We start from the raw sequence: 17,880 nt of genomic DNA on the forward strand, positions 1-17,880 counted from the left end.
TCGACCGCGGTCCAGCCGCCGTCCACGTAGAGGACCGAGCCGGTGACGAAGCTGGCCGCGTCGCTCGCCAGGTAGACCACGGCCCCGGCCATCTCCTCGGCCCGGGCCCACCGGCCGAGCGCGCTCTTGGCCGCGTAGGCGTCGTACCACGCGGGGTGGGCCTTGATCTGGCTGGTCAGCGGCGTCTCCACCACTCCGGGGGCGACGGCGTTGACCCGCACCCCGTGCGGCCCGAACTCGGCGGCGGCCGTGCGCAGCAACTGCACCAGCCCCGCCTTGGTGGCCGAGTAGACGCCCTGGCCCGGCTCCGTGACCGACGCGCGGATCGACGCGAACCCGATGATGGACCCGCGCCCGCGCTCCACCATCCCCGCCCCGAACGCCCGCACCACGTCGAACGAGGCGCGCAGGTTGAGGTCCACGACCCGGTCGAACTCCTCGGCAGAGTAGTCGAGCAGCCGCTTGCGCACGTTCGTGGCGGCGGTGAACACCAGCACGTCGGCGGGCGCCTCGGCGGCCGTCGCGCGTACGGCGTCGCCGTCGAGCACGTTCAGCAGCCGGGCCGTGCCTCCGCAGCGCGAGGCCGTCTCCTCGGCCGCCCCGAGGTCGCGGTCGGCGCACACCACCTCGGCGCCGTGCGCCGCCAGGGCCAGCGCCGACTCCCGCCCGATGCCGCTCCCGGCGCCGATCACCACAGCCCGCCGCCCGTCGAGGCGGAACAACGCGTCGTATCCCATGCGGGCCACCCTAGCGACTGGTCGGACCAGTACACCAGGTCCCGGGAGACGGCGGGTGGCAGAGTGTCGGTATGCGTATCGGTGTCCTTGGCCCTCTTCAGGTGGTCGCCGACGGCCGCGATGTGGAGGTGGGCGGGCCGCGCCTGCGCGCGCTGCTGATCCGGCTGGCCCTGGCGCCCGGCGCCGTCGTCACCTCCCACGCGCTGGCCGGGGCGCTGTGGCCCGACGGTGGTCCTGACCGGCCGGGGCCCGCGCTGCACTCGCTGGTGTCGCGGCTGCGTCGGGTGCTGCCGGACGGCGAGGCCCTGCGGTCGGCGCCCGCAGGTTACCGCCTCGACGTCCCGGCCGACGCGGTCGACGCCGTCCGCTTCGAGCGGCTGGCGGTACAGGGCCGCCTGTTCCTGCGCGACGGGCGCTCCGGCGCGGCGGCCCGGCAGCTCGTGGAGGCACTGGAGCTGTGGCGCGGCGATCCGCTGGCCGACGTGACCGGTCTTCCGTACGCCGACGCCGCCGCCGTACGGCTGGAGGAGGTCCGGCTGGGCGCGATCGAGGACCTCGCAGAGGCCCGGTTGGCCACCGGCGCCGGGCCGCCGGACGTGGCCGAACTGGAGCAGCTCATCGCCGCGCACCCGCTGCGCGAGCGGCTGCGCGTCCTCCAGCTCAGAGCGCTCGACGCGGACGGGCGCCAGCCTGAGGCGCTCGCCGCCTATGAGAGGTATCGGGTGTTTCTCGCCGACGCGCTGGGCACCGATCCCGGTCCCGAGCTCCAGCGGCGGCATCTGGCCGTGCTGCGCGTCTCCGGACGGGGCGGCGAGCCGGCCGCCGGAGGCGTCGGCGAGGGCTCCGGACTGTCCCGGCGAGGCAATCTGCGGACGCCGCTGGCCGACCTCGTCGGGCGTGAGCAGGAGCTGCGGCAGGTCGGTGCGCGACTGGCGGACTCGCGGCTGGTGACGCTGGTCGGCCCGGGCGGGGTGGGTAAGACGCGGCTGGCCGTGGCGGCGGCCGCGGACTTTCCGGGGCAGGTGTGGGTGATCGAGCTGGCAGGGGTGACCGAACCCGCCGACATGGCCGCGGCGGTCGCCCGCGCGATCGGGGTGCGGATCTCCGGCGATGTCGTGGCCGGCCTGGCGGAGGCGCTGTCGGTCACCGAGACGCTGGTCGTCCTGGACAACTGTGAGCACCTGATCGAACCGGCCGCCCGCCTCGCCGGAGAACTGCTCGGCCGGTGCCCCGGGCTGCGGGTGCTCACCACCGGCCGCGAGCCGCTCGGCATCACCGGCGAGACGCTCTGCCCGGTGCCACCGCTCCGGCCGGACGCGGCGGCCCGGTTGTTCGCCGCTCGGGCGCGGGCCGTGCTGCCGGAGTTCGAGGCCACCGATGAGGTGGCGGGGATCTGCGCGCGGCTCGACGGGCTGCCGCTGGCGATCGAGCTGGCCGCCGCCCGGCTGCGGTCGATGCCCGTCGACCGGCTGGCCACCCTGCTGGACGACCGCTTCCGGCTGCTGACGAGCGGAAGCCGCACCGCGCCGCCCCGGCACCGCACGCTGCGGGCGGTCGTGGAGTGGAGCTGGGACCTGCTCGGCGAGGCGGAACGCGTGGCGGCCGGGCGGGCCTCGGTCTTCCCATCGAGCTTCACCGCCGACGCCGCCGAGCACGTCGGCATCGCCGCCGACGCCCTGCACGCCCTGGTGGACAAGTCGCTCCTGCACCTCGACGGTGGCCGCTACCACATGCTCGGCACCATCCGCGAGTACGGCCTGGAGCGTCTCGCCGACGCCGGGCGGGTGCGGGGCCTGCACGCCGCCTACTACCTACGGCTGGCCGAGGAGGCGGAGCCGCACCTGCGCGGCCCCGGCCAGCCGGCGTGGCTGGGCAGGCTGGCCGCCGAGCGTGATCATCTGCTCGCGGCCCTGCGGTTCGCCCGCGACTCCGGTGACGCGGAGACCGCCGTCCGGCTGGGGGCCGCGCTCGCGATGTTCTGGACGGCCCACGGAGACCACACGGAGGCCACGGCATGGCTGGGTTCGGTGCTCCAGATGCCCGGAGCCGCGCCGACGGGGGCTCGGCCCGCCGCGGAGGCCGGCTATCTGTTCAACGCCCTGTTCGCCGGCCGGCCGGCCGACACCGGGGTCGTGGCCGGAGGCGGGGCCGGTCCGGTCGCCGCCTTCGTCGAGGCCCTGCTCCGCCTGGGTGACGGCGCCTCCGGCGCGGGCCTCTCGGCGCTGGAGCCGCACCTGAACCACGACGACGCCTGGACGAGGGGCATGCTCTGGCTGGCCCGGTCGTTCCTTGACGGCGCCCGGGCCGACGCGGCCGAAGTCGAACGGGACCTCGTCGCGGCCGTGGCCGCCTTCAGGACGGCGGGCGAGCGGTGGGGGTTGTCGCTGTCGCTCATGTCGCTGGCCTTCACAAGCACCGCGGCCGGCGCGTACGACGAGGCGGTCGCGGCGCTGGAGGAGTCGGTGGAGCTCGCTCGTGACCTCGGCACCCATCACCAGCAGAGGGTCTGGCTGGCGATGGTGGCGGTGCACACCGGCGACACCGGCCTGGCCCTCGCACACCTGCGGGAGGCGATCGGCGAGGCCCCTTCCAGCCGTCTCCTCGCCCTGGCCCGGGTGGCGCTGGCCGGCCTGGCCCGCTGCGACGGCGACCTCGATGAGGCGTCCCGGCAGCTCGGCCTGGCCGGGGAGGACGGCGAGGTGCCCTACCGCGCCCTGTACGCCACCGAGGCCGGGCACCTCGCCGTCGCCGCCGGCGACCTCGACACGGCCGCACGCCGCCTCGCCGAGGCGTTCGACCTCGCCAGGACGATGCCCGATCCGCCCATGGTCGCCCAGATAGGCGTCGCCGTGGCGGACCTGCTCCTGCGCCGCCGCCCCCGAAGGGCCGGCGCGGCGGCGGAGGTTCTGGGCATGGCCGCCGCACTGCGCGGCGGGCCCGACGCCCGCCACCCCGACGTCGTACGCCTCACGCGCGAACTCCGCCGGACGCCCGGTCACCGGGCCGCCTACGAGCGCGGCCGCGGCCTGGACCATGCGGCCTGCCAGGCACGGATCGAGAGCCTGCTGAAGGGGCGGCCGTCTCGGTGAGGCGTCAGGCGCGGGCGGCCTCCTTGCGGCGGCGCTCGGCGAAGGCGTCGCGGCACTCCTCACAGCAGAAGCCGTGGCGCGTGCCGTCCACCTCCAGCGTGATGGCGGTGTCGTCGAGCAGGACGATCATCCCGCAGAGGGGGTCCCGCACCGCCCTGCCGGAGGCGAGCTCCGCCTTGTAGGGCTCGTTCAAGAGGTCGACGATCCCGGTGGACGTCGTGGCCCGGCCGTCCAGGCCGATGCCTCCTTCGGGGACGCCGAGCACGTGGACGTGCACGACCGGTTCGCGGCCGTCCTCCTGCCGGAGCACCCTCGTGACGTACGAGATGATCGGCCCGCTCATGTCCTTGCGCCAGGGGCCGGGCACGTGGGCCCGGACGACGTAGCGCGGTGTGGTGACGGGTCGTTCGCCCGCCACCCACACCTCCGGCTCGTGCACGACCACCTGGAACAGCGACCGGAACACGTCGGCCGTACCGGCCTGCATGTGCTCGCCTTCGGCCAGCTCGTACAGCGACCCCAGCCGCTCGGCGACACGACGGAGCCGGTCGGCGTCGAGACTTCCACGGGGCACGAACAGTTCGACGAAGATCATCGAAAACACCTCCTGGCCCCGAGACTCCCCTGACGGCCTGCCAGACGGCTCACAGGCGGCTGTCAGGCGTCGAGCGCGTCGCGGCGGCCCTGGAGGAAGGCGCGCTCGGCGGCGTTGCCGGCCCGGGCGAGGGCCGCGTCGTAGGCCAGGGCCGCCTCGGCGGTGCGGCGGAGACGGCGCAGCAGGTCGGCGCGGACGGCGTGGAACAGGTGGTAGGAGTCGAGGCCGAGGCCGTCGACCACGGCGAGCGCCGCGGCCGGGCCCGCCACCTCGGCCAGCGCGACCGCGCGGTTCAGGGCCACGACGGGCGTCGGGGCGCACGCGAGAAGCTGGTCGTACAGCCGCAGGATCTGCCCCCAGTCCGTCGCCGCCGCGCTCGGCGCGTCACCGTGCACGGCGTTGATCGCCGCCTGGATCTGGTACGGCCCCGGCCGGTCGCGGCGCAGGCACTCGCGGACCAGGGCCTGGCCCTCGGCGACGAGGTCGTGGTCCCAGAGGCGGCGGTCCTGCTCGGCCAGGAGCACGAGCCGGCCGTCGGGCGTGGTGCGGGTGGCCCGGCGCGAGTGCAGCAGCAGCATGAGCGCGAGCAGCCCGATGGCCTCCGGCTCGTCCGGCATCAACTCGGCCAGCAGCCGGCCGAGCCGGATGGCCTCGGCGCACAGGTCCTCGCGGACGAGGCCGTCCCCGGAGCTCGCGGTGTGGCCCTCGGTGAAGATGAGGTAGACCACCGCCAGCACGGCGCGCACGCGGCCGGGCAGGTCGGCCTCGGCCGGCACCCGGTAGGGGATCCGCGCGTCACGGATCTTGGCCTTGGCCCGGACCAGGCGCTGCGCCATGGCCGGCTCCGACACCAGGAAGGCCCGCGCGATCTCCCCGGTGCCGAGCCCGCCGAGCAGCCGGAGCGTCAGCGCCACCTGGGCGGAGACGGCGAGCGCCGGATGGCAGCAGGTGAAGATCAGGCGCAGCCGGTCGTCGGGCACGGCGCCCTGCTCGGCCGGTGCGCCGGGAGCGTGCAGCAGGGCCGCCGCGGCGTGCCGGTCGTCACGGGACGCCTCGCGGCGCAGCCGGTCGATCGCTCGGTTGCGGGCCGTGGTGATGATCCACCCGGCCGGGCTAGGCGGCGGCCCGGTGACCGGCCAGCGGTCCACGGCCACGGCGAAGGCGTCCTGGACCGCCTCCTCGGCGAGGTCGATGTCACCGAAGCGGCCCACCAGCACGGCCACCGCGCGGGCGTACTCGCCGCGGAACACCTCCCCGATCTCGGCCGCCGAGACGCCCGGCACCCCGGGCCCGCCCTCGTCGGGCGGGCCGGCTCCGTCCCCGGGCGGAGCGCCGGTGTCGTCTCCTCGCCGCATGCCTGCCTCGCCCCTGCCCAGTACGCCGGTCTCAGGCATGGTCACGGATCGGCCGGGCCGGGACACGGGCCTCCCAGTCGGAGCGGAGCAGTTCGTACTCCACGTCACCCTCCTCCGACCCTTCGATGACGTCGGGCCAGTCCCCGTGGAACGTGCGCGTGTGGCGCATGCCGCACTTCTCCATGACACGGCGCGAGCCCCGGTTCGCGGTCATCGTCGTGGCGAAGACCCGCCGGGCGCCGAGCTCACCGAACGCCTCGCCGATCAGGGCGAGAGATCCCTCCGTGGCGTAGCCCCGGCCCCAGCAGGTCTTGTGCAGCCGGTAGCCCAGCTCCGGCTCGGCGGGGTCGCCGCCCTCCGGCGCCCGCAGGTGGAACCAGCCGAGGAACGCGCCGGTGGACCGCTCGACCGCGGCGAAGAAGCCTGACGAGATGAAGCGGGGCAGCGTCTCGTTCACGATCACGTCACGGGCCGCCGGCCTGCCGCCGTTGAGGAACCGCATGACGTCGGGGTCGTTGTGCAGCTCGAACAGGCGGTCGGCGTCGGCCTCGGTGAACCGGCGCAGGATGAGCCGGTCGGTCTCCAGGTAGATCTCCACGAGCCCACGCTAGCCCCGCCCCCGCGATCCGCGCCGCCGAGTTTCGCTGCACCGGATCGCGGCGGACCGCCCCGGAGCGTCCGGATTTCGGGGGAATGTCTGGATTGCGCGGGAGCGTTCGGATCGTGGGGCGCTGGATGGCGTGCGGCCAGGGGTGGCACGCGGGCCGCTGATGTCAGGGGCGCTGCCGGCGGAGCCAGGCGGGGGAGGAAGTCAAAGGCGTCGTCGTCGAGCAGGGCCCGGTCGACGCCGTCATGTCCGACCCCCGGGACCCGTACACGCGCACCCTCCTGGAGTCGATCCCGAGGTTGCGCTGATCGTTGACCCGCGAACGGCCCGGCGGCTAAACTCATCGCATAATGAATTATGTATGGGAGGTGCGGTCATGCGCAGGACACCCGCGGCCGTCGTCAGCGCCGCCTTCTTCGCCGCCGCCCCCGGCACCGTCGCCCTCCTCGGCCCGTGGTGGGTCTCGGGCTGGCGGTCGCGCGAGCCGTTCGCACCCTGGGTGATGGTCCCGTCGCGTGTGCTGGGGGCGCTGCTCGTGGTCGCGGGGGTCGCGGTGCTGGTCCACGCGTTCGCCCGGTTCGTGGTCGAGGGCCTCGGCACGCCCATGCCGGTCGCGCCGCCCGAACGGCTCGTCGTCGGCGGCCTCTACCGCCACGTGCGCAACCCGATGTACGTGGCGGTCCTGGCCTGCGTCATCGGGCAGGCCATGCTGTTCGGCGACGGGGGGCTGCTGGTCTACGCCGCCGCCGTGGCGGTGCCCGTGGTGCTGTTCGTCCGCTTCTACGAGGAGCCGGCGCTGCGCCGCAAATTCGGGGCCGACTACGAGCGCTACCGCGCGGCCGTGCCCGGCTGGTGGCCGGCGATCCACCCCTACCGGGCCTGAACCCCGCAACCTTGCTCAGCCCGAGCCCACCTGGGCCCGAACCCGTGAAGGGGCCGGAGACGGACGCCTCCGGCCCCCGGTCGTCAGCCGGTGAGGCCAGACCGTGGAGTTCTCGCAGAACCGCCGGCGGCGTGGCCCCGGATGATCTCCAGGACCTCGGCCCCCGGTCCCAGCGGGTACGGCTTGGCGAGCACCTCCTCCAGCTTCCCGGTGGCGAACAGGCCGGTGGTGGCATCGGCTTCAGCTCGGCATCCCGCACGTCCCGCACGTCCCGGTCGTCTTCGGCCAGCGGTCCGCGCGGTCCGTCCATTCGCTTCTTTCGCCTGACATGGGCATCCCGTGCGTTCTGGCTGACGTTTACGCGGTTTTGGTGGTGAGTCTCCCCCAGAGCGGTAAGGAGCGGTCATAGGGGTGTGCGTCCGGTCGCGAAGGGAGGATCAAGGTGAGCGTGTGGCATCGGTGCTCCATCAGGATCCGCCTGACCGCGGTGGCCGGCGCGGTCATGGCGCTGCTCTGCACTGCCGTCGCGGTGTTCGCCCTGATGGGGATACGGGAAGCCGCCATCGATGATCGGACGAAACGGCTCGTCACCCAGGTCGTGATCATGGCCAGGCAGATACGCCACGGCCGCCTGCCCCCCCTGCTGTCGGGCGGGCACGACGCGGCGATCCAGGTCTTCGACCCGACCGGCACGCTGGTCGCCGCCACCCCGGGCTTCTCGGCGCGCGAGCCGCCGATAACGAACCTTCGCCTCGATGTCGACGACGCTTTCGCGGAAGCGCGGTTGTGTGATCTGCGTGCGTTCCCCGGCCAGTGCAAGATCGTGATCTCCTACCCTCTCCACATGGCCAACGGCGTGTGGTGGATCAACATGGCCGTCGCCGATGTCCCCTGGTACGTCGGCCCTCGGCTGCTGATCTCGCTCGCCGGCGGCTGGCTTTTGCTGGTCGGGGCGACCGCGGTGGGCGCCTACCGGACCGTGAGCAAGACCCTGGAGCCGGTGGGCGCGATCGGCGGCGAGCTCGCCCTGATCACCGCGAGTGATCTCGGCCACCGGGTGCCGGTATCGAGGTACCGGGACGAGCTGCGAGACCTCGCCGAGATCGCGAACAAGACCCTGGACCGGGCCCAGGCGGCGATCGAACAGCAACTCCGGTTCGCCTCCGACGCCTCCCACGATCTGCGCAGCCCGCTGACCGCCATGAAGGCGGAGATCGAGGAGTCGCTCATGTACCCGCAGGAGACCGACTGGCCGCGAACGGCGAACGCGCTGCTGGGCAGCGTGGAACGGCTGCAGCACCTGGTCACCGACCTGTTGCAGATCGCCAGGATGGACGCGGGCGTCAGCGGCCGGCACGACCCCATCGACCTGACCGCCCTGGTGGCCGGCGAGCTGGACCGGCGCCCGCGCGGAGTCGAGGTGATCCGCCACCTCACCCCCGGCGTAACGGTCAACGGGGAGCGGATCGGCCTGACCCGGATATTGAACAACCTGCTGGACAACGCCGAACGGCACGCCGACACCACCATCACCGTCACCGTCAGGCTCGAATCGGGCACGGCGCTGCTGGAGGTGCGCGACGACGGCGACGGCATCCCCCCCGACCAGCACGAGACCGTCTTCCAGCGGTTCGCCCGCCTGGAGGCCTCCCGCAGAAGGGACGCCGGCGGCACCGGGCTCGGCCTGCCGATCGCCCGGCAGATCGCCGAAACCCACGGCGGCACCCTCACCATCGAGGACATCCCCCGCGGCGCCCGGTTCGTCCTGCGCCTGCCCGGCCATGCCGCGCCTCCCGCGGATCACACTCGCTTGCCGGCGCAGGGGTGAGAGCGCCGGGCCGCCGGCAGGGGCGGCCCGGCGCGTCACTAGTAGACGATCACGGCGAACACGGCCGCCACGAACAGGCCCGCCATCACCGGGATGAACGCCTTGCGGGCCAGGTCCAGCACCGGCACCCGGGCGAACCCGGCCACCGCGATCAGCGACGACCAGGCGACGAGCACCCCGCCGCCCGACCAGATGGCCCCCATCTGGCCCACGGCGGCCAGCGTGGCGGGGTCCATCCCGACGGCCGGACCGAGCGCGCCGGACAGCGAGCCGGTCAGCGGCAGCCCCGAGAAGCCCGACCCGTCCAGGCCGGTGATGATGCCCACGATCAGGATCGCGAAGGTCATCAGGAAGCCGTTCTGCGGGATGCCCTGCTGGGCCCCGCTGACCAGGTCGAACAGGAAGTTGGGCGCCTGACTCCCCTCCGGCAGGCCCATGATGCGCCCGGCGAAGTCGGCGTTGCCGATGAAGAAGAAGCCCGCGATCGGCAACACGATGCCCATCGCCTTGACCGCGAACACCAGGCCGTCCACCACGTGGTCGGCGCAGGTCTCCAGGGCCCCGCGGCCGTCGCTGACGAACGTGGCGAGCAGCAGCAGCACCGCCACCACGCCGCCCACCAGCGCCGCCGCCTCGCCGCCGATCGTCTCGGGGACCAGGTCGGTGAACTTGCCGAGCAGCATGTAGCCGACGAGCCCGGCCAGTGTGACGGGCACGATGATCGCGAACGCCTTGGACCGGCCCGTCCGCCCTCCTCCCGGGCCGCCGCCTCCGGCGGGCGGCTCGGCCACGGCCGTGGCCGTCGCGCCGTTCCGCCCCGGCGCCGCCGGCGCCTGGGTGACGGCCTGGACGGTCCCGGGCGCCTGGGCGGCGGCCACGGGCGTGCCCGCCGGTTCGGCCGTCACGAGGGTCGCCTGCCCGGCGGGCGGCGCGGGCACCCCCTCGGCGGCCTCGAGGTCCCGGACGGCCTGGGCGGCGGCCGGCTCCGCCAAGGCGGTGACCTCGGCCTTGCCCTCCCACTTCAGCAGGTGCTCGACGCTCGGCTCGGTGATCGTCTTGCGCGCCATGAGGTAGCCGAGCACCAGGGCGATCACGCCGACGATGAGTGACAGGACCATGGCCCGGTCGGCCACCAGGGTGGTGGACACGCCCGCCGCCTTGGCGGACAGGCCCGGGGCCACCTGCATGACGTAGTCGCTGGACAGCGCCATGCCCTGACCGGCGATCGCCATCGACAGGCCGGCCGCCAGCGGCGGCAGCCCGGCGCGGATCGCCGCCGGCAGCAGGATGGCGCCGATCAGCGGCACCGCGGGCGTCGGCCAGAAGAACAGGCTGATCACGTACGTCACGCCGGCGATCACCCAGAACGAGGCGTGCCCGTTCCGCATGACCGTGCGGAACGGCTCGATCATCCGCTGGTCCGCTCCGAGCGCCCGTAACGCCCCGAGCAGCGCGGTCACCAGCGCGATGATGAGGAAGATGTTGAACAGCTCGGCCGCCGCGGTCAGGCTCGCCCCGAAGACCGACTGCAGCCCCTTCACCAGGTCGCCGGTGAACGCCCAGGCCGTGAGGAACGTGGCCGCCACCGCGGGGATGACGATGTTCTTCCGCATGATCATGACGGCGATGATCACGACGATTCCGGCCAGATAGATCCAGTGAGCGGTGCCCAGGTTCATCCTGTCCCTCCCCATCCTTCCCCGGCGACCCCGGGCTTCAGCCAGGGGAGGGGCGGGGAGCTCGGGAGGGCCTCCAAGGCCCGCGTGGTGCGCTGATCGTACGGTTTCCGCGTCACAGGACTCTCCCTCTTGATATCGTCCTGGTGTTCGGACGGGCTGGTGAGAACCAAACCGGCCTGTCCGGGCCTACCGCCGACTGGCGGGATGTGAAGCCTGTGGAGGGCACGTAAGACCGGTCGCACACCCTCGGGTGTGCGCGGGCGGTCGCCGGTGAAGCAGGAAGATCCAGCCCGTGAGGGGTGGAATCCCCCGGATTCATCCGTGGGGAGGAAGTCAAGGCACCTCCCTTTCGGTACGGCATCGCGTACCTGGCAGTAAGTAGATGCACAGAATCTGCTCGGTGTCCTCAGCATGGACAATGAGGAAACTGCACATTAGGCACATGATCGTTTGTGCAGCTTGCCAGTGGTGTGGCGTTCGCGGCCAACGTTCCAGAAATGTGCAGGACGCCCATGTTTTTCGCCTTAGGTGCGGCACTTATCCCATATCGACGGTGAGGGTGCCGCGCCAACACTGAGTTCGGTGCGGGGAAAGGCCACGCCGCCTCCGGTCGGAGCCCGGAACCGCGGCGGTGCCGTACCGAGGGGCGAAGGAGGAACGGGCGTGGGCATGCATCGCGGGCTCAACCTGATCGGCGGGCAGTGGGTGCCCGCCCGGAGCGGGGCGACCTTCACCCGCGAGAATCCGGCGGACCCCGACGACCTCGTCGGCGAGTTCCCCGAGTCGGCGCCGGCCGACGTCCGGGAAGCGGCCGAGGCGGTCGCCGAGGGGGCCGCGGAATGGGCGGCCGCCACGCCCGACCGCCGGGCGCGGGTGCTCGGCGACGCCGCCGGCCTGCTGGAGGCGCGCCGCGCCGAGCTGGCCGCCGAGCTCACCAGGGAGGAGGGCAAGAGCCCCGCCGAGGCCGCGGCCGAGACCTCGCGAACCCCGCTCAACCTGCGCTACTACGCCGCCGAGGCGCACCGCGTCGCCGGCGCCGTGCACCCCGCCGACGACGGCGGCCTCGTCTACACCTGGCACGAGCCGGTCGGCGTGGTCGGCGCGATCACCCCGTGGAACTTCCCGCTGAACATCCCCTCGCGCAAGCTCGGCCCGGCCCTCGCCGCCGGCAACGGCGTCGTGTTCAAGCCGTCGCCGATCACCCCGCTGCTGGCCCAGCGGCTGGTCGAGGCCCTGCTGGAGGCCGGGCTGCCGGCCGGGGCGGTGGCCCTGGTGCACGGCGGGGCCGAGGCCGGCGCGGCGGTCGCCGCCGAGCGGCGGATCGGCGCCGTCACCTTCACCGGTTCCACCGCCACCGGCCGCGCCATCCACGCCGCGGCCGCGCCGCCGCGCCGCGTCCAGCTGGAGATGGGCGGCAAGAACCCCGTCGTGGTGCTGCCCGACGCCGACCTGGACCGGGCCGCGCGCATCATCGTGAAGGGCGCCTTCGGCCTCAGCGGCCAGGCGTGCACGGGCACCAGCAGGGTCATCGCGCTGCCCGAGGTGCACGACGCGCTGCTGGAACGGGTCGTCAAGCTCACCCAGGACCTCGAGCTCGGCCCGCTCGCCGCCGCCTTCCAGCTGGACAAGACCCTCGACTACGTGCGGATCGGCCAGGAGGAGGGCGCCGAGCTGGTCACCGGCGGGCAACGCCTGCCGGGCAAGGGCTACTTCGTCACCCCGGCCGTCTTCACCGGAGTGGAGCCCGGCATGCGCCTCGCCCGCGAGGAGATCTTCGGCCCGGTGCTGGCCTTCCAGCGGGCCGGCGACTTCGAGCAGGCGCTCGCCCTGGCCAACGACTCCGACTACGGGCTCGCCTCCGCGATCGTCACCCGCGACCTGGGCCGGGCGCTGGCCTTCGCCAGGAAGAGCCGCACCGGCCTGGTGAAGATCAACCAGCCGACTACCGGCATGGCGATGAACGCCCCGTTCGGCGGCATCGAGCAGCCGCTCAAGGAACAGGCCGGCCCCGCGCTGACCCACTTCTACACCTGCGAGAAGACCGTTTACCTTTCGCCCCCGGAATAGGAGCCCGGACATGCTGCTGTCAAAGGATGAGTTCCGCCAGGCACTGCAGGACGCCATCAAGGGCCGCCAGGCCGCCAACGCCAACTTCAGCCAGGCGTGGGCCGACGGCAAGCTCAAGCGGGAGCACTTCGCCCGCTGGGCCGAGAACCACTACCACTACGTGGGCCCGTTCGCCGACTACCTCGCCTACGTCTACGCCAACACCCCCGACCAGTACACGGGCGCCAAGGACTTCACGCTGCAGAACATGTACGAGGAGGAACTGGCCGACATCCGGCACACCGACCTGCTGATCAAGTTCGCCGAGGCGTGCGGCACCACCCGGGAACGGGTCGAGGACCCGGACAACATGAACCCGGTCACCCGCGGCCTGCAGTCGTGGTGCTACGCGGTCTCCATGCGCGAGCACTTCGTGGTCGCCACGGCCGCCCTCGTGGTCGGGCTGGAGTCGCAGGTGCCGAGCATCTACCGCAAGCAGATCGTGCCGCTGCGCGAGGTGTACGGGTTCACCGAGGACGAGATCGAGTTCTTCGACCTGCACATCACCTCCGACGAGGTGCACGGCGAGCGCGGCTACCAGATCGTGCTCGACCACGCCGACACCCCCGAGCTGCAGCAGCGCTGCCTGAAGATGTGCCGGTGGGGCGCGGAGATGCGCTACTCCTACACCCAGGGCCTGTACGACTACTACGTGAAGAATTCATGACCTGGGTCGAGGTCGCCTCGGTGAAGGAGCTGGCCAGGCGCCGGCGGAAGCTGGTGTCCGTCGGCGACCAGCAGATCGGCCTGTTCCTCATCGGTGAGACCGTCTACGCCCTGCGGGACGTATGCGTGCACAAGCAGCGCTCGCTGACCCGGGGCACCGTGCTGAACGGCCGGATCATCTGCCCCGGCCACCAGTGGTCGTTCGACCCGGCCACCGGCAGGGCCGACGGGCAGGAGCCGTGCCAGCCCGTCTACCAGGTGCGGGTCGAGGACGGCGCGGTCTACGTCGACCCCCGGCCGAGAGTCGCCGAGGAGGCCCGGTGATCCGGTCGCTGATCGTGGTGGGCGGCGGCCAGAGCGCCGCCGTCGCCATCAGGACGCTGCGCCGCCGCGGCTACGACGGAAGCGTGCTGCTCATCGGCGAGGAGCACGTCCCGCCCTACCAGCGGCCGCCGCTGTCCAAGGAGTACCTGGCCGGGGAGGCCGAACCCGGCGAGCTGACCCTGCTCGACCCCGGCTGGTGCGCGGCCAACGACGTGGAGCTGCGGCTCGGCGTCCGCGCCGAGTCCGTACGGGGACCCGAGGTGCGGCTGGCCGGCGGCGCGACGCTGACCGCCGACGCGCTGCTCATCGCGACCGGCGGCAGGCCGCGCAGGCTCCCCGGCCTCGAAGGGGAGCGGGTCAGGTACCTGCGGACGGTGGCCGACGCAGACCGGCTCCGCGACGACCTGAAGCCCGGCGCCCGCGTGATCGTGGTGGGCGCCGGGTTCGTCGGGTCGGAGGTGGCCTCCACCGCCCTCGCCAGGGGCGCCGAGGTGACCGTGCTCGAATGCCTGCCCAACCCCCTGCAGCGGATCCTCGGCGACGAGATCGGGCGGGCGTGCGCCGCCCTCCAGCGCGCCTCCGGTGTGGACCTGCGCACCGGGGTGACGGTCACCGGCTACGCCGAGACCGGCCAGGGCGCGGTCGTCACCACCGGCACGGGCGAGACGGCCGAGGGTGACGTGGTCGTCGTCGGCGCCGGGATGGTGCCCAACACCGAGGCGCTCGACGGGTTCGCGCTCGACGACGGCGTGCTGGTGGACGAGCACTGCCGCACCAGCGTCGAGGGCGTCTATGCGGCGGGCGACGTGGCCAGGCACTACCACCCCCTGTACGGCAGGCACGTCAGGGTGGAGCACTTCGACCACGCGAGCGCGCACGGCATGGCGGCGGCCAAGAACCTGCTCGGCCGGGCCACGCCCTACACCGCGCCGCACTGGTTCTGGTCCGACCAGTTCGACCGCAACCTGCAGTACGCCGGCCACGCCGACCGCTGGGACGAGATCGTGGTGCGCGGCTCGCTCGACGAGCTCGACTTCGCCGCCTTCTACCTGCGCGAGGGCCGGCTCGAAGCCGCCTTCGGCATGGAACGGGGCGGCGAGGTGGCCGTCGCCAGGCAGCTCATCGCCGCCCGCGTCACGCCCGACCCGCGGGTCCTCGCCGACGAGGACGCCGACCTGACCGACATGCTGTGAGAGGAGGACGACCATGGACCAGCGGGACGACTACCAGCGGGTGGCCCGGTCGGGGCAGGTGCCCGACGGGATCGTGCGGCGTTTCTACGTGGGGGAGGTGGAGATCGCGGTGGCGCGCTGGGACGGGCGCGTCCACGCCATGTCCAACTACTGCACCCACCTCGACTGCCTGCTCTCCTCCGGCCACGCCACCGAGGACGGACTGCTCTGCTCCTGCCACGGCAGCGTGTTCGACTACGAGTCGGGCGAGCCCATCCAGCCCCCGGCCACCCGTCCCATCCGGGTGTACGCGGTCCGGGAGGTGGACGGCGAGATCCTCGTCCGCCTTCCCCCGGACGCCACCGACGACCGCCCCCGCCGCCGCCAGACCGGCGTGACGGGCTGACCCGCCGCCCCCCACACCCCGCCCGCGTCAGGGGACGAGGAGGTCCTCGGCGGGCGGGGAGAGCTCGTCGGTGAGGGCGCCCGTGACCGCGGCCAGGGTGTCGATGTGGTGCGCGAGCCAGACCATGAACTGGGCGTCGGCCGACCTGATGTCCATGCGCAGCGCCCGCGAGGCCCGGTCCAGTTTGTACAGCATCGTGTTGCGGTGCAGCTTGAGCGTGCGGGCCGCGGCGTTCAGGTTGCCCGCCGACTTGATGTAGGCGATCACCACCTGCTCCAGGTCGCCGGTCTGGCTGTGCACGCGGCGCAGCGACTCCAGGATCTCCCGCGCGAACGCCTGCCCCTCCGGGCTGGCGGCCACGTCCTTGAGCGCGGCGTAGATGCGCAGGTCGTCGTAGCCGCACACCGGCGCCGACCCGGCGTGCCTGGCCAGGCCCATCGCCACCCGCGCCTCGTAGTAGCTGGTCGCCACCCCCGCCGCGCCCTCACCGGGGCGGCCCGAGGTGATCCGCAGGTCGCCGCCGAGGTGCGGGGCGAGCGTGCGGTGCAGCTGCTGCGCGAAGTGGGTGACCGCCCGCTGCTCCTCCAGCGGGTCGCCCTCCGGCACCTGCCTGACGACGACGATGAAGTTGCCGACCGCCGCCGCCAGCGTCCACCGGTTGCCCGACGGCTCGACGCCCTGCGCGACGCGCGTCACGGTCGCCGCCCGCCGCTGGTCGCGCCGTCCCGTCGGGACCAGCGCGGCGGCCGTCACGGTGTGCACGGCGTAGCGGCCGGTGACGTCGAACCCGTGGTGGCGGGCGCGGGCCGCCAGCGCGTGCGGATCGGCGAACCGCCCGTGCACCAGCGACTCGACGAAGTCACCCCGGGCCCGCTCCTCGGCCGCCCGGACCGACCGCTGCCGCAGCATCTCCGAGCCGGTCAGCGTCGCCCCGTGCTCGGCCACCACCCGGTGCTGGGCCAGGTCGTGCTCGTCGGGCGGCGAGCAGGGCTCGACCAGCACCAGCCTGCCGTACAGGTCGCCGCCGACCACGATGGGCGCGATCAGCACCCGCGTCGGGCGCGGCGGCAGGTCCAGCTCGGCCACGTCGGCGGCGGTGCCGTCGGCGCGCAGCTCCGGCAGCCGCTCCGCCAGCAGCTCGGCGATCTCGCCCGGGTCGAGGTCGGGGGAGTCGAACCCGGCGTACGCCTGTGTCTCGCCGTCGGCGTCCAGCACGATCACCGGTCCGCGCGACAGCCCCGAGATGGCCCTCGCCATGGCGGGGATCCCGGAACCGCGGGCGAGCACCTCGGCCAGCGCCCGGTGCACCCGGGTGCTGTACTCCAGCACGTGGGTGGCCTGGGCGAGGGCCTTCTGGCCGACGAGCCGGCCGACGGCCCGGTAGTCGGCCGTCGCGCCGAGGAGCAGCAGCGGCATCTTGGCCTCGTCCGCGGCGCCGGCGGCGGCCTCCAGTGCGGGCTCCGGCTCCTCCGGCGACGGCCAGGCGAGCAGGGCCGCCGCGTCGCGCCTGCCGAGGGCCGAGACCAGGCGGCGGGCCTCCTCGGGGGAGGCCAGGGCCGACGCCGGCAGGTGCACGGCCACGCCCGAGAGATCGTCGTGCGCCCCCAGCTCGGATAACGGCAGGCACCAGGAGGCGGCCCGGTCCAGCCCCGCCTCACCCCCGATCAGTCTGCCCCGCAGCAGGGGCTCCGCCAGGAGCGCCCGCAGGGGGATTCGTCCGTTGCAGTCGATGCCATAGCCGTTGTGCTGCTGATGTGCCATGTGCCCAAATCCTGTCCCGCTGGTTCGGCATTCTGTCCATTGATCGAGGTCAGGGTCGCTCGGAGACTGACGGGGTGTAGACGGTCCCGTCTCGCAGCGGGAAGGAGTTCTCCACAGTTTGCTTTCTCCCGATTTCTAGCGCAATAGCCGACTTTTTCGGGCTATGTGGTCTAGAGCCATGCGGCCCAAACCGGGCGCACTCGCTTGCCGTTCTTTGGAGGGATCATGCATCTCGTACACCGGTTGACGCTCGAAGACGCCCTCGTGATGCTCGAAGCGGCCGAGCAGGAGGCCCGGCGGATCGGCGTGCTGCAGACCATCTGCGTCGCCGACGACGGGGCCCATCCGATCGCGCTGCACAGGATGACCGGCGCCCGCCTGACCGGAGTGGAGATCGCGATCGCCAAGGCGTTCACGGCGGCCGGCCACCAGCGTGCGACGCACCGCTTCAACGAGCCCCCGGACGGGCCCGCGCTCCCGGGGAACGAGGCCTTCGGCATCAGCCACATGCACCCCGGCAGGTTCGCCGTCTTCGTGGGCGGCTTCCCGATCGTGCACGAGGGGCAGGTGGTGGGCGCGGTGGGCGTCAGCGGGGGCAACGGCGACCAGGACAAGGCCGTCGGCGCCGCCGCACTGCGCGCCTTCCAGGAGAAGATCGCCACCGCCGGCTGA

At 73.1% G+C, this 17,880-nt stretch carries 15 protein-coding genes and 1 pseudogene; 10 read left to right on the forward strand and 6 right to left on the reverse strand.

The window, feature by feature from the left end:
* Positions 1 to 737 (reverse strand): SDR family NAD(P)-dependent oxidoreductase (locus tag AB0C16_RS04525; protein WP_357678811.1); only part of this gene is annotated, 737 nt, incomplete at its 3' end.
* A gap of 71 nt (positions 738 to 808) precedes the next feature.
* Here AB0C16_RS04525 and AB0C16_RS04530 point away from each other — a divergent pair.
* Positions 809 to 3,826: a BTAD domain-containing putative transcriptional regulator gene (locus AB0C16_RS04530; protein WP_357678813.1), complete on the forward strand. Its 3,018-nt coding sequence runs from the start codon at positions 809 to 811 to the stop codon at positions 3,824 to 3,826.
* A gap of 4 nt (positions 3,827 to 3,830) precedes the next feature.
* On the opposite strand, the gene AB0C16_RS04535 is transcribed toward AB0C16_RS04530, so the two are convergent.
* From AB0C16_RS04535 to AB0C16_RS04545, 3 genes are all read right to left on the reverse strand, one after another.
* Positions 3,831 to 4,421, reverse strand: a complete 591-nt coding sequence (locus AB0C16_RS04535; RefSeq protein WP_357678815.1) for a YHS domain protein — start codon at positions 4,419 to 4,421, stop codon at positions 3,831 to 3,833.
* A 62-nt stretch (positions 4,422 to 4,483) separates the two neighbouring features.
* Entirely contained in the window at positions 4,484 to 5,776 is a 1,293-nt protein-coding gene (locus AB0C16_RS04540) for a DUF6596 domain-containing protein (protein WP_357678817.1), read from the reverse strand.
* Positions 5,777 to 5,807: 31 nt separating this feature from the next.
* A complete protein-coding gene (locus tag AB0C16_RS04545) occupies positions 5,808 to 6,374 on the reverse strand; it encodes a GNAT family N-acetyltransferase (RefSeq protein ID WP_357678819.1) in 567 nt (188 codons plus the stop codon).
* Between the two features lie 239 nt (positions 6,375 to 6,613).
* Here AB0C16_RS04545 and AB0C16_RS04550 point away from each other — a divergent pair.
* The 3 genes and pseudogenes from AB0C16_RS04550 to AB0C16_RS04560 all read left to right on the forward strand — a co-directional run.
* Positions 6,614 to 6,691: pseudogene (locus AB0C16_RS04550) on the forward strand (hypothetical protein); the annotation flags it as partial.
* A gap of 68 nt (positions 6,692 to 6,759) precedes the next feature.
* Positions 6,760 to 7,266: a methyltransferase gene (locus AB0C16_RS04555; RefSeq protein WP_357678821.1), complete on the forward strand. Its 507-nt coding sequence runs from the start codon at positions 6,760 to 6,762 to the stop codon at positions 7,264 to 7,266.
* A 442-nt stretch (positions 7,267 to 7,708) separates the two neighbouring features.
* Positions 7,709 to 9,094, forward strand: coding sequence for a HAMP domain-containing sensor histidine kinase (locus AB0C16_RS04560; protein WP_357678823.1), 1,386 nt, complete (start codon positions 7,709 to 7,711; stop codon positions 9,092 to 9,094).
* 38 nt (positions 9,095 to 9,132) lie between these two features.
* Here the strand turns inward: AB0C16_RS04560 and AB0C16_RS04565 are convergent, their stop codons facing one another.
* Positions 9,133 to 10,773: a hypothetical protein gene (locus AB0C16_RS04565; protein ID WP_357678825.1), complete on the reverse strand. Its 1,641-nt coding sequence runs from the start codon at positions 10,771 to 10,773 to the stop codon at positions 9,133 to 9,135.
* Positions 10,774 to 11,442: 669 nt separating this feature from the next.
* Here AB0C16_RS04565 and AB0C16_RS04570 point away from each other — a divergent pair.
* Genes AB0C16_RS04570 through AB0C16_RS04590 form a run of 5 tightly spaced genes read left to right on the forward strand, consistent with a single transcriptional unit; the run spans position 11,443 to position 15,447 of the window.
* On the forward strand, positions 11,443 to 12,840 hold the full coding sequence (locus AB0C16_RS04570) for an aldehyde dehydrogenase family protein (protein WP_357679287.1): 1,398 nt from the start codon (positions 11,443 to 11,445) through the stop codon (positions 12,838 to 12,840).
* A 10-nt stretch (positions 12,841 to 12,850) separates the two neighbouring features.
* Positions 12,851 to 13,546 (forward strand): iron-containing redox enzyme family protein, encoded by a 696-nt coding sequence (locus AB0C16_RS04575; RefSeq protein WP_357678827.1) that lies wholly within the window; start codon positions 12,851 to 12,853, stop codon positions 13,544 to 13,546.
* Positions 13,543 to 13,869 (forward strand): Rieske (2Fe-2S) protein, encoded by a 327-nt coding sequence (locus AB0C16_RS04580; RefSeq protein ID WP_357678829.1) that lies wholly within the window; start codon positions 13,543 to 13,545, stop codon positions 13,867 to 13,869. Before AB0C16_RS04575 ends, AB0C16_RS04580 begins: the two co-directional genes overlap by 4 nt.
* Positions 13,866 to 15,062: an FAD-dependent oxidoreductase gene (locus tag AB0C16_RS04585; RefSeq protein WP_357678831.1), complete on the forward strand. Its 1,197-nt coding sequence runs from the start codon at positions 13,866 to 13,868 to the stop codon at positions 15,060 to 15,062. The genes AB0C16_RS04580 and AB0C16_RS04585 overlap by 4 nt, the downstream gene beginning before the upstream one ends.
* A 13-nt stretch (positions 15,063 to 15,075) precedes the next feature.
* Entirely contained in the window at positions 15,076 to 15,447 is a 372-nt protein-coding gene (locus AB0C16_RS04590; protein WP_357678833.1) for a Rieske 2Fe-2S domain-containing protein, read from the forward strand.
* A 27-nt stretch (positions 15,448 to 15,474) separates the two neighbouring features.
* Here the strand turns inward: AB0C16_RS04590 and AB0C16_RS04595 are convergent, their stop codons facing one another.
* Positions 15,475 to 17,208, reverse strand: a complete 1,734-nt coding sequence (locus AB0C16_RS04595) for a helix-turn-helix domain-containing protein (protein ID WP_357678835.1) — start codon at positions 17,206 to 17,208, stop codon at positions 15,475 to 15,477.
* 225 nt (positions 17,209 to 17,433) lie between these two features.
* On the opposite strand from AB0C16_RS04595, the gene AB0C16_RS04600 reads away from it, so the two are divergent.
* Complete coding sequence (locus AB0C16_RS04600; protein WP_357678837.1) at positions 17,434 to 17,880, forward strand: heme-binding protein; 447 nt, start codon at positions 17,434 to 17,436, stop codon at positions 17,878 to 17,880.

It is taken from the genome of Nonomuraea sp. NPDC048916 (assembly GCF_040649575.1).
In the GTDB taxonomy this organism is placed as follows: Bacteria; Actinomycetota; Actinomycetes; order Streptosporangiales; family Streptosporangiaceae; genus Nonomuraea.

Bases quoted from the DNA above. Each gene is read 5' to 3' on its own strand.
- AB0C16_RS04575 (WP_357678827.1), top strand. From the start codon at position 12,851: ATGCTGCTGTCAAAGGATGAGTTCCGCCAGGCACTGCAGGACGCCATC.
- AB0C16_RS04600 (WP_357678837.1), top strand. From the start codon at position 17,434: ATGCATCTCGTACACCGGTTGACGCTCGAAGACGCCCTCGTGATGCTC.
- AB0C16_RS04535 (WP_357678815.1), bottom strand. From the start codon at position 4,421: ATGATCTTCGTCGAACTGTTCGTGCCCCGTGGAAGTCTCGACGCCGAC.
- AB0C16_RS04590 (WP_357678833.1), top strand. From the start codon at position 15,076: ATGGACCAGCGGGACGACTACCAGCGGGTGGCCCGGTCGGGGCAGGTG.
- AB0C16_RS04555 (WP_357678821.1), top strand. From the start codon at position 6,760: ATGCGCAGGACACCCGCGGCCGTCGTCAGCGCCGCCTTCTTCGCCGCC.
- AB0C16_RS04530 (WP_357678813.1), top strand. From the start codon at position 809: ATGCGTATCGGTGTCCTTGGCCCTCTTCAGGTGGTCGCCGACGGCCGC.
- AB0C16_RS04565 (WP_357678825.1), bottom strand. From the start codon at position 10,773: ATGAACCTGGGCACCGCTCACTGGATCTATCTGGCCGGAATCGTCGTG.
- AB0C16_RS04580 (WP_357678829.1), top strand. From the start codon at position 13,543: ATGACCTGGGTCGAGGTCGCCTCGGTGAAGGAGCTGGCCAGGCGCCGG.
- AB0C16_RS04540 (WP_357678817.1), bottom strand. From the start codon at position 5,776: ATGCGGCGAGGAGACGACACCGGCGCTCCGCCCGGGGACGGAGCCGGC.
- AB0C16_RS04570 (WP_357679287.1), top strand. From the start codon at position 11,443: ATGCATCGCGGGCTCAACCTGATCGGCGGGCAGTGGGTGCCCGCCCGG.
- AB0C16_RS04595 (WP_357678835.1), bottom strand. From the start codon at position 17,208: ATGGCACATCAGCAGCACAACGGCTATGGCATCGACTGCAACGGACGA.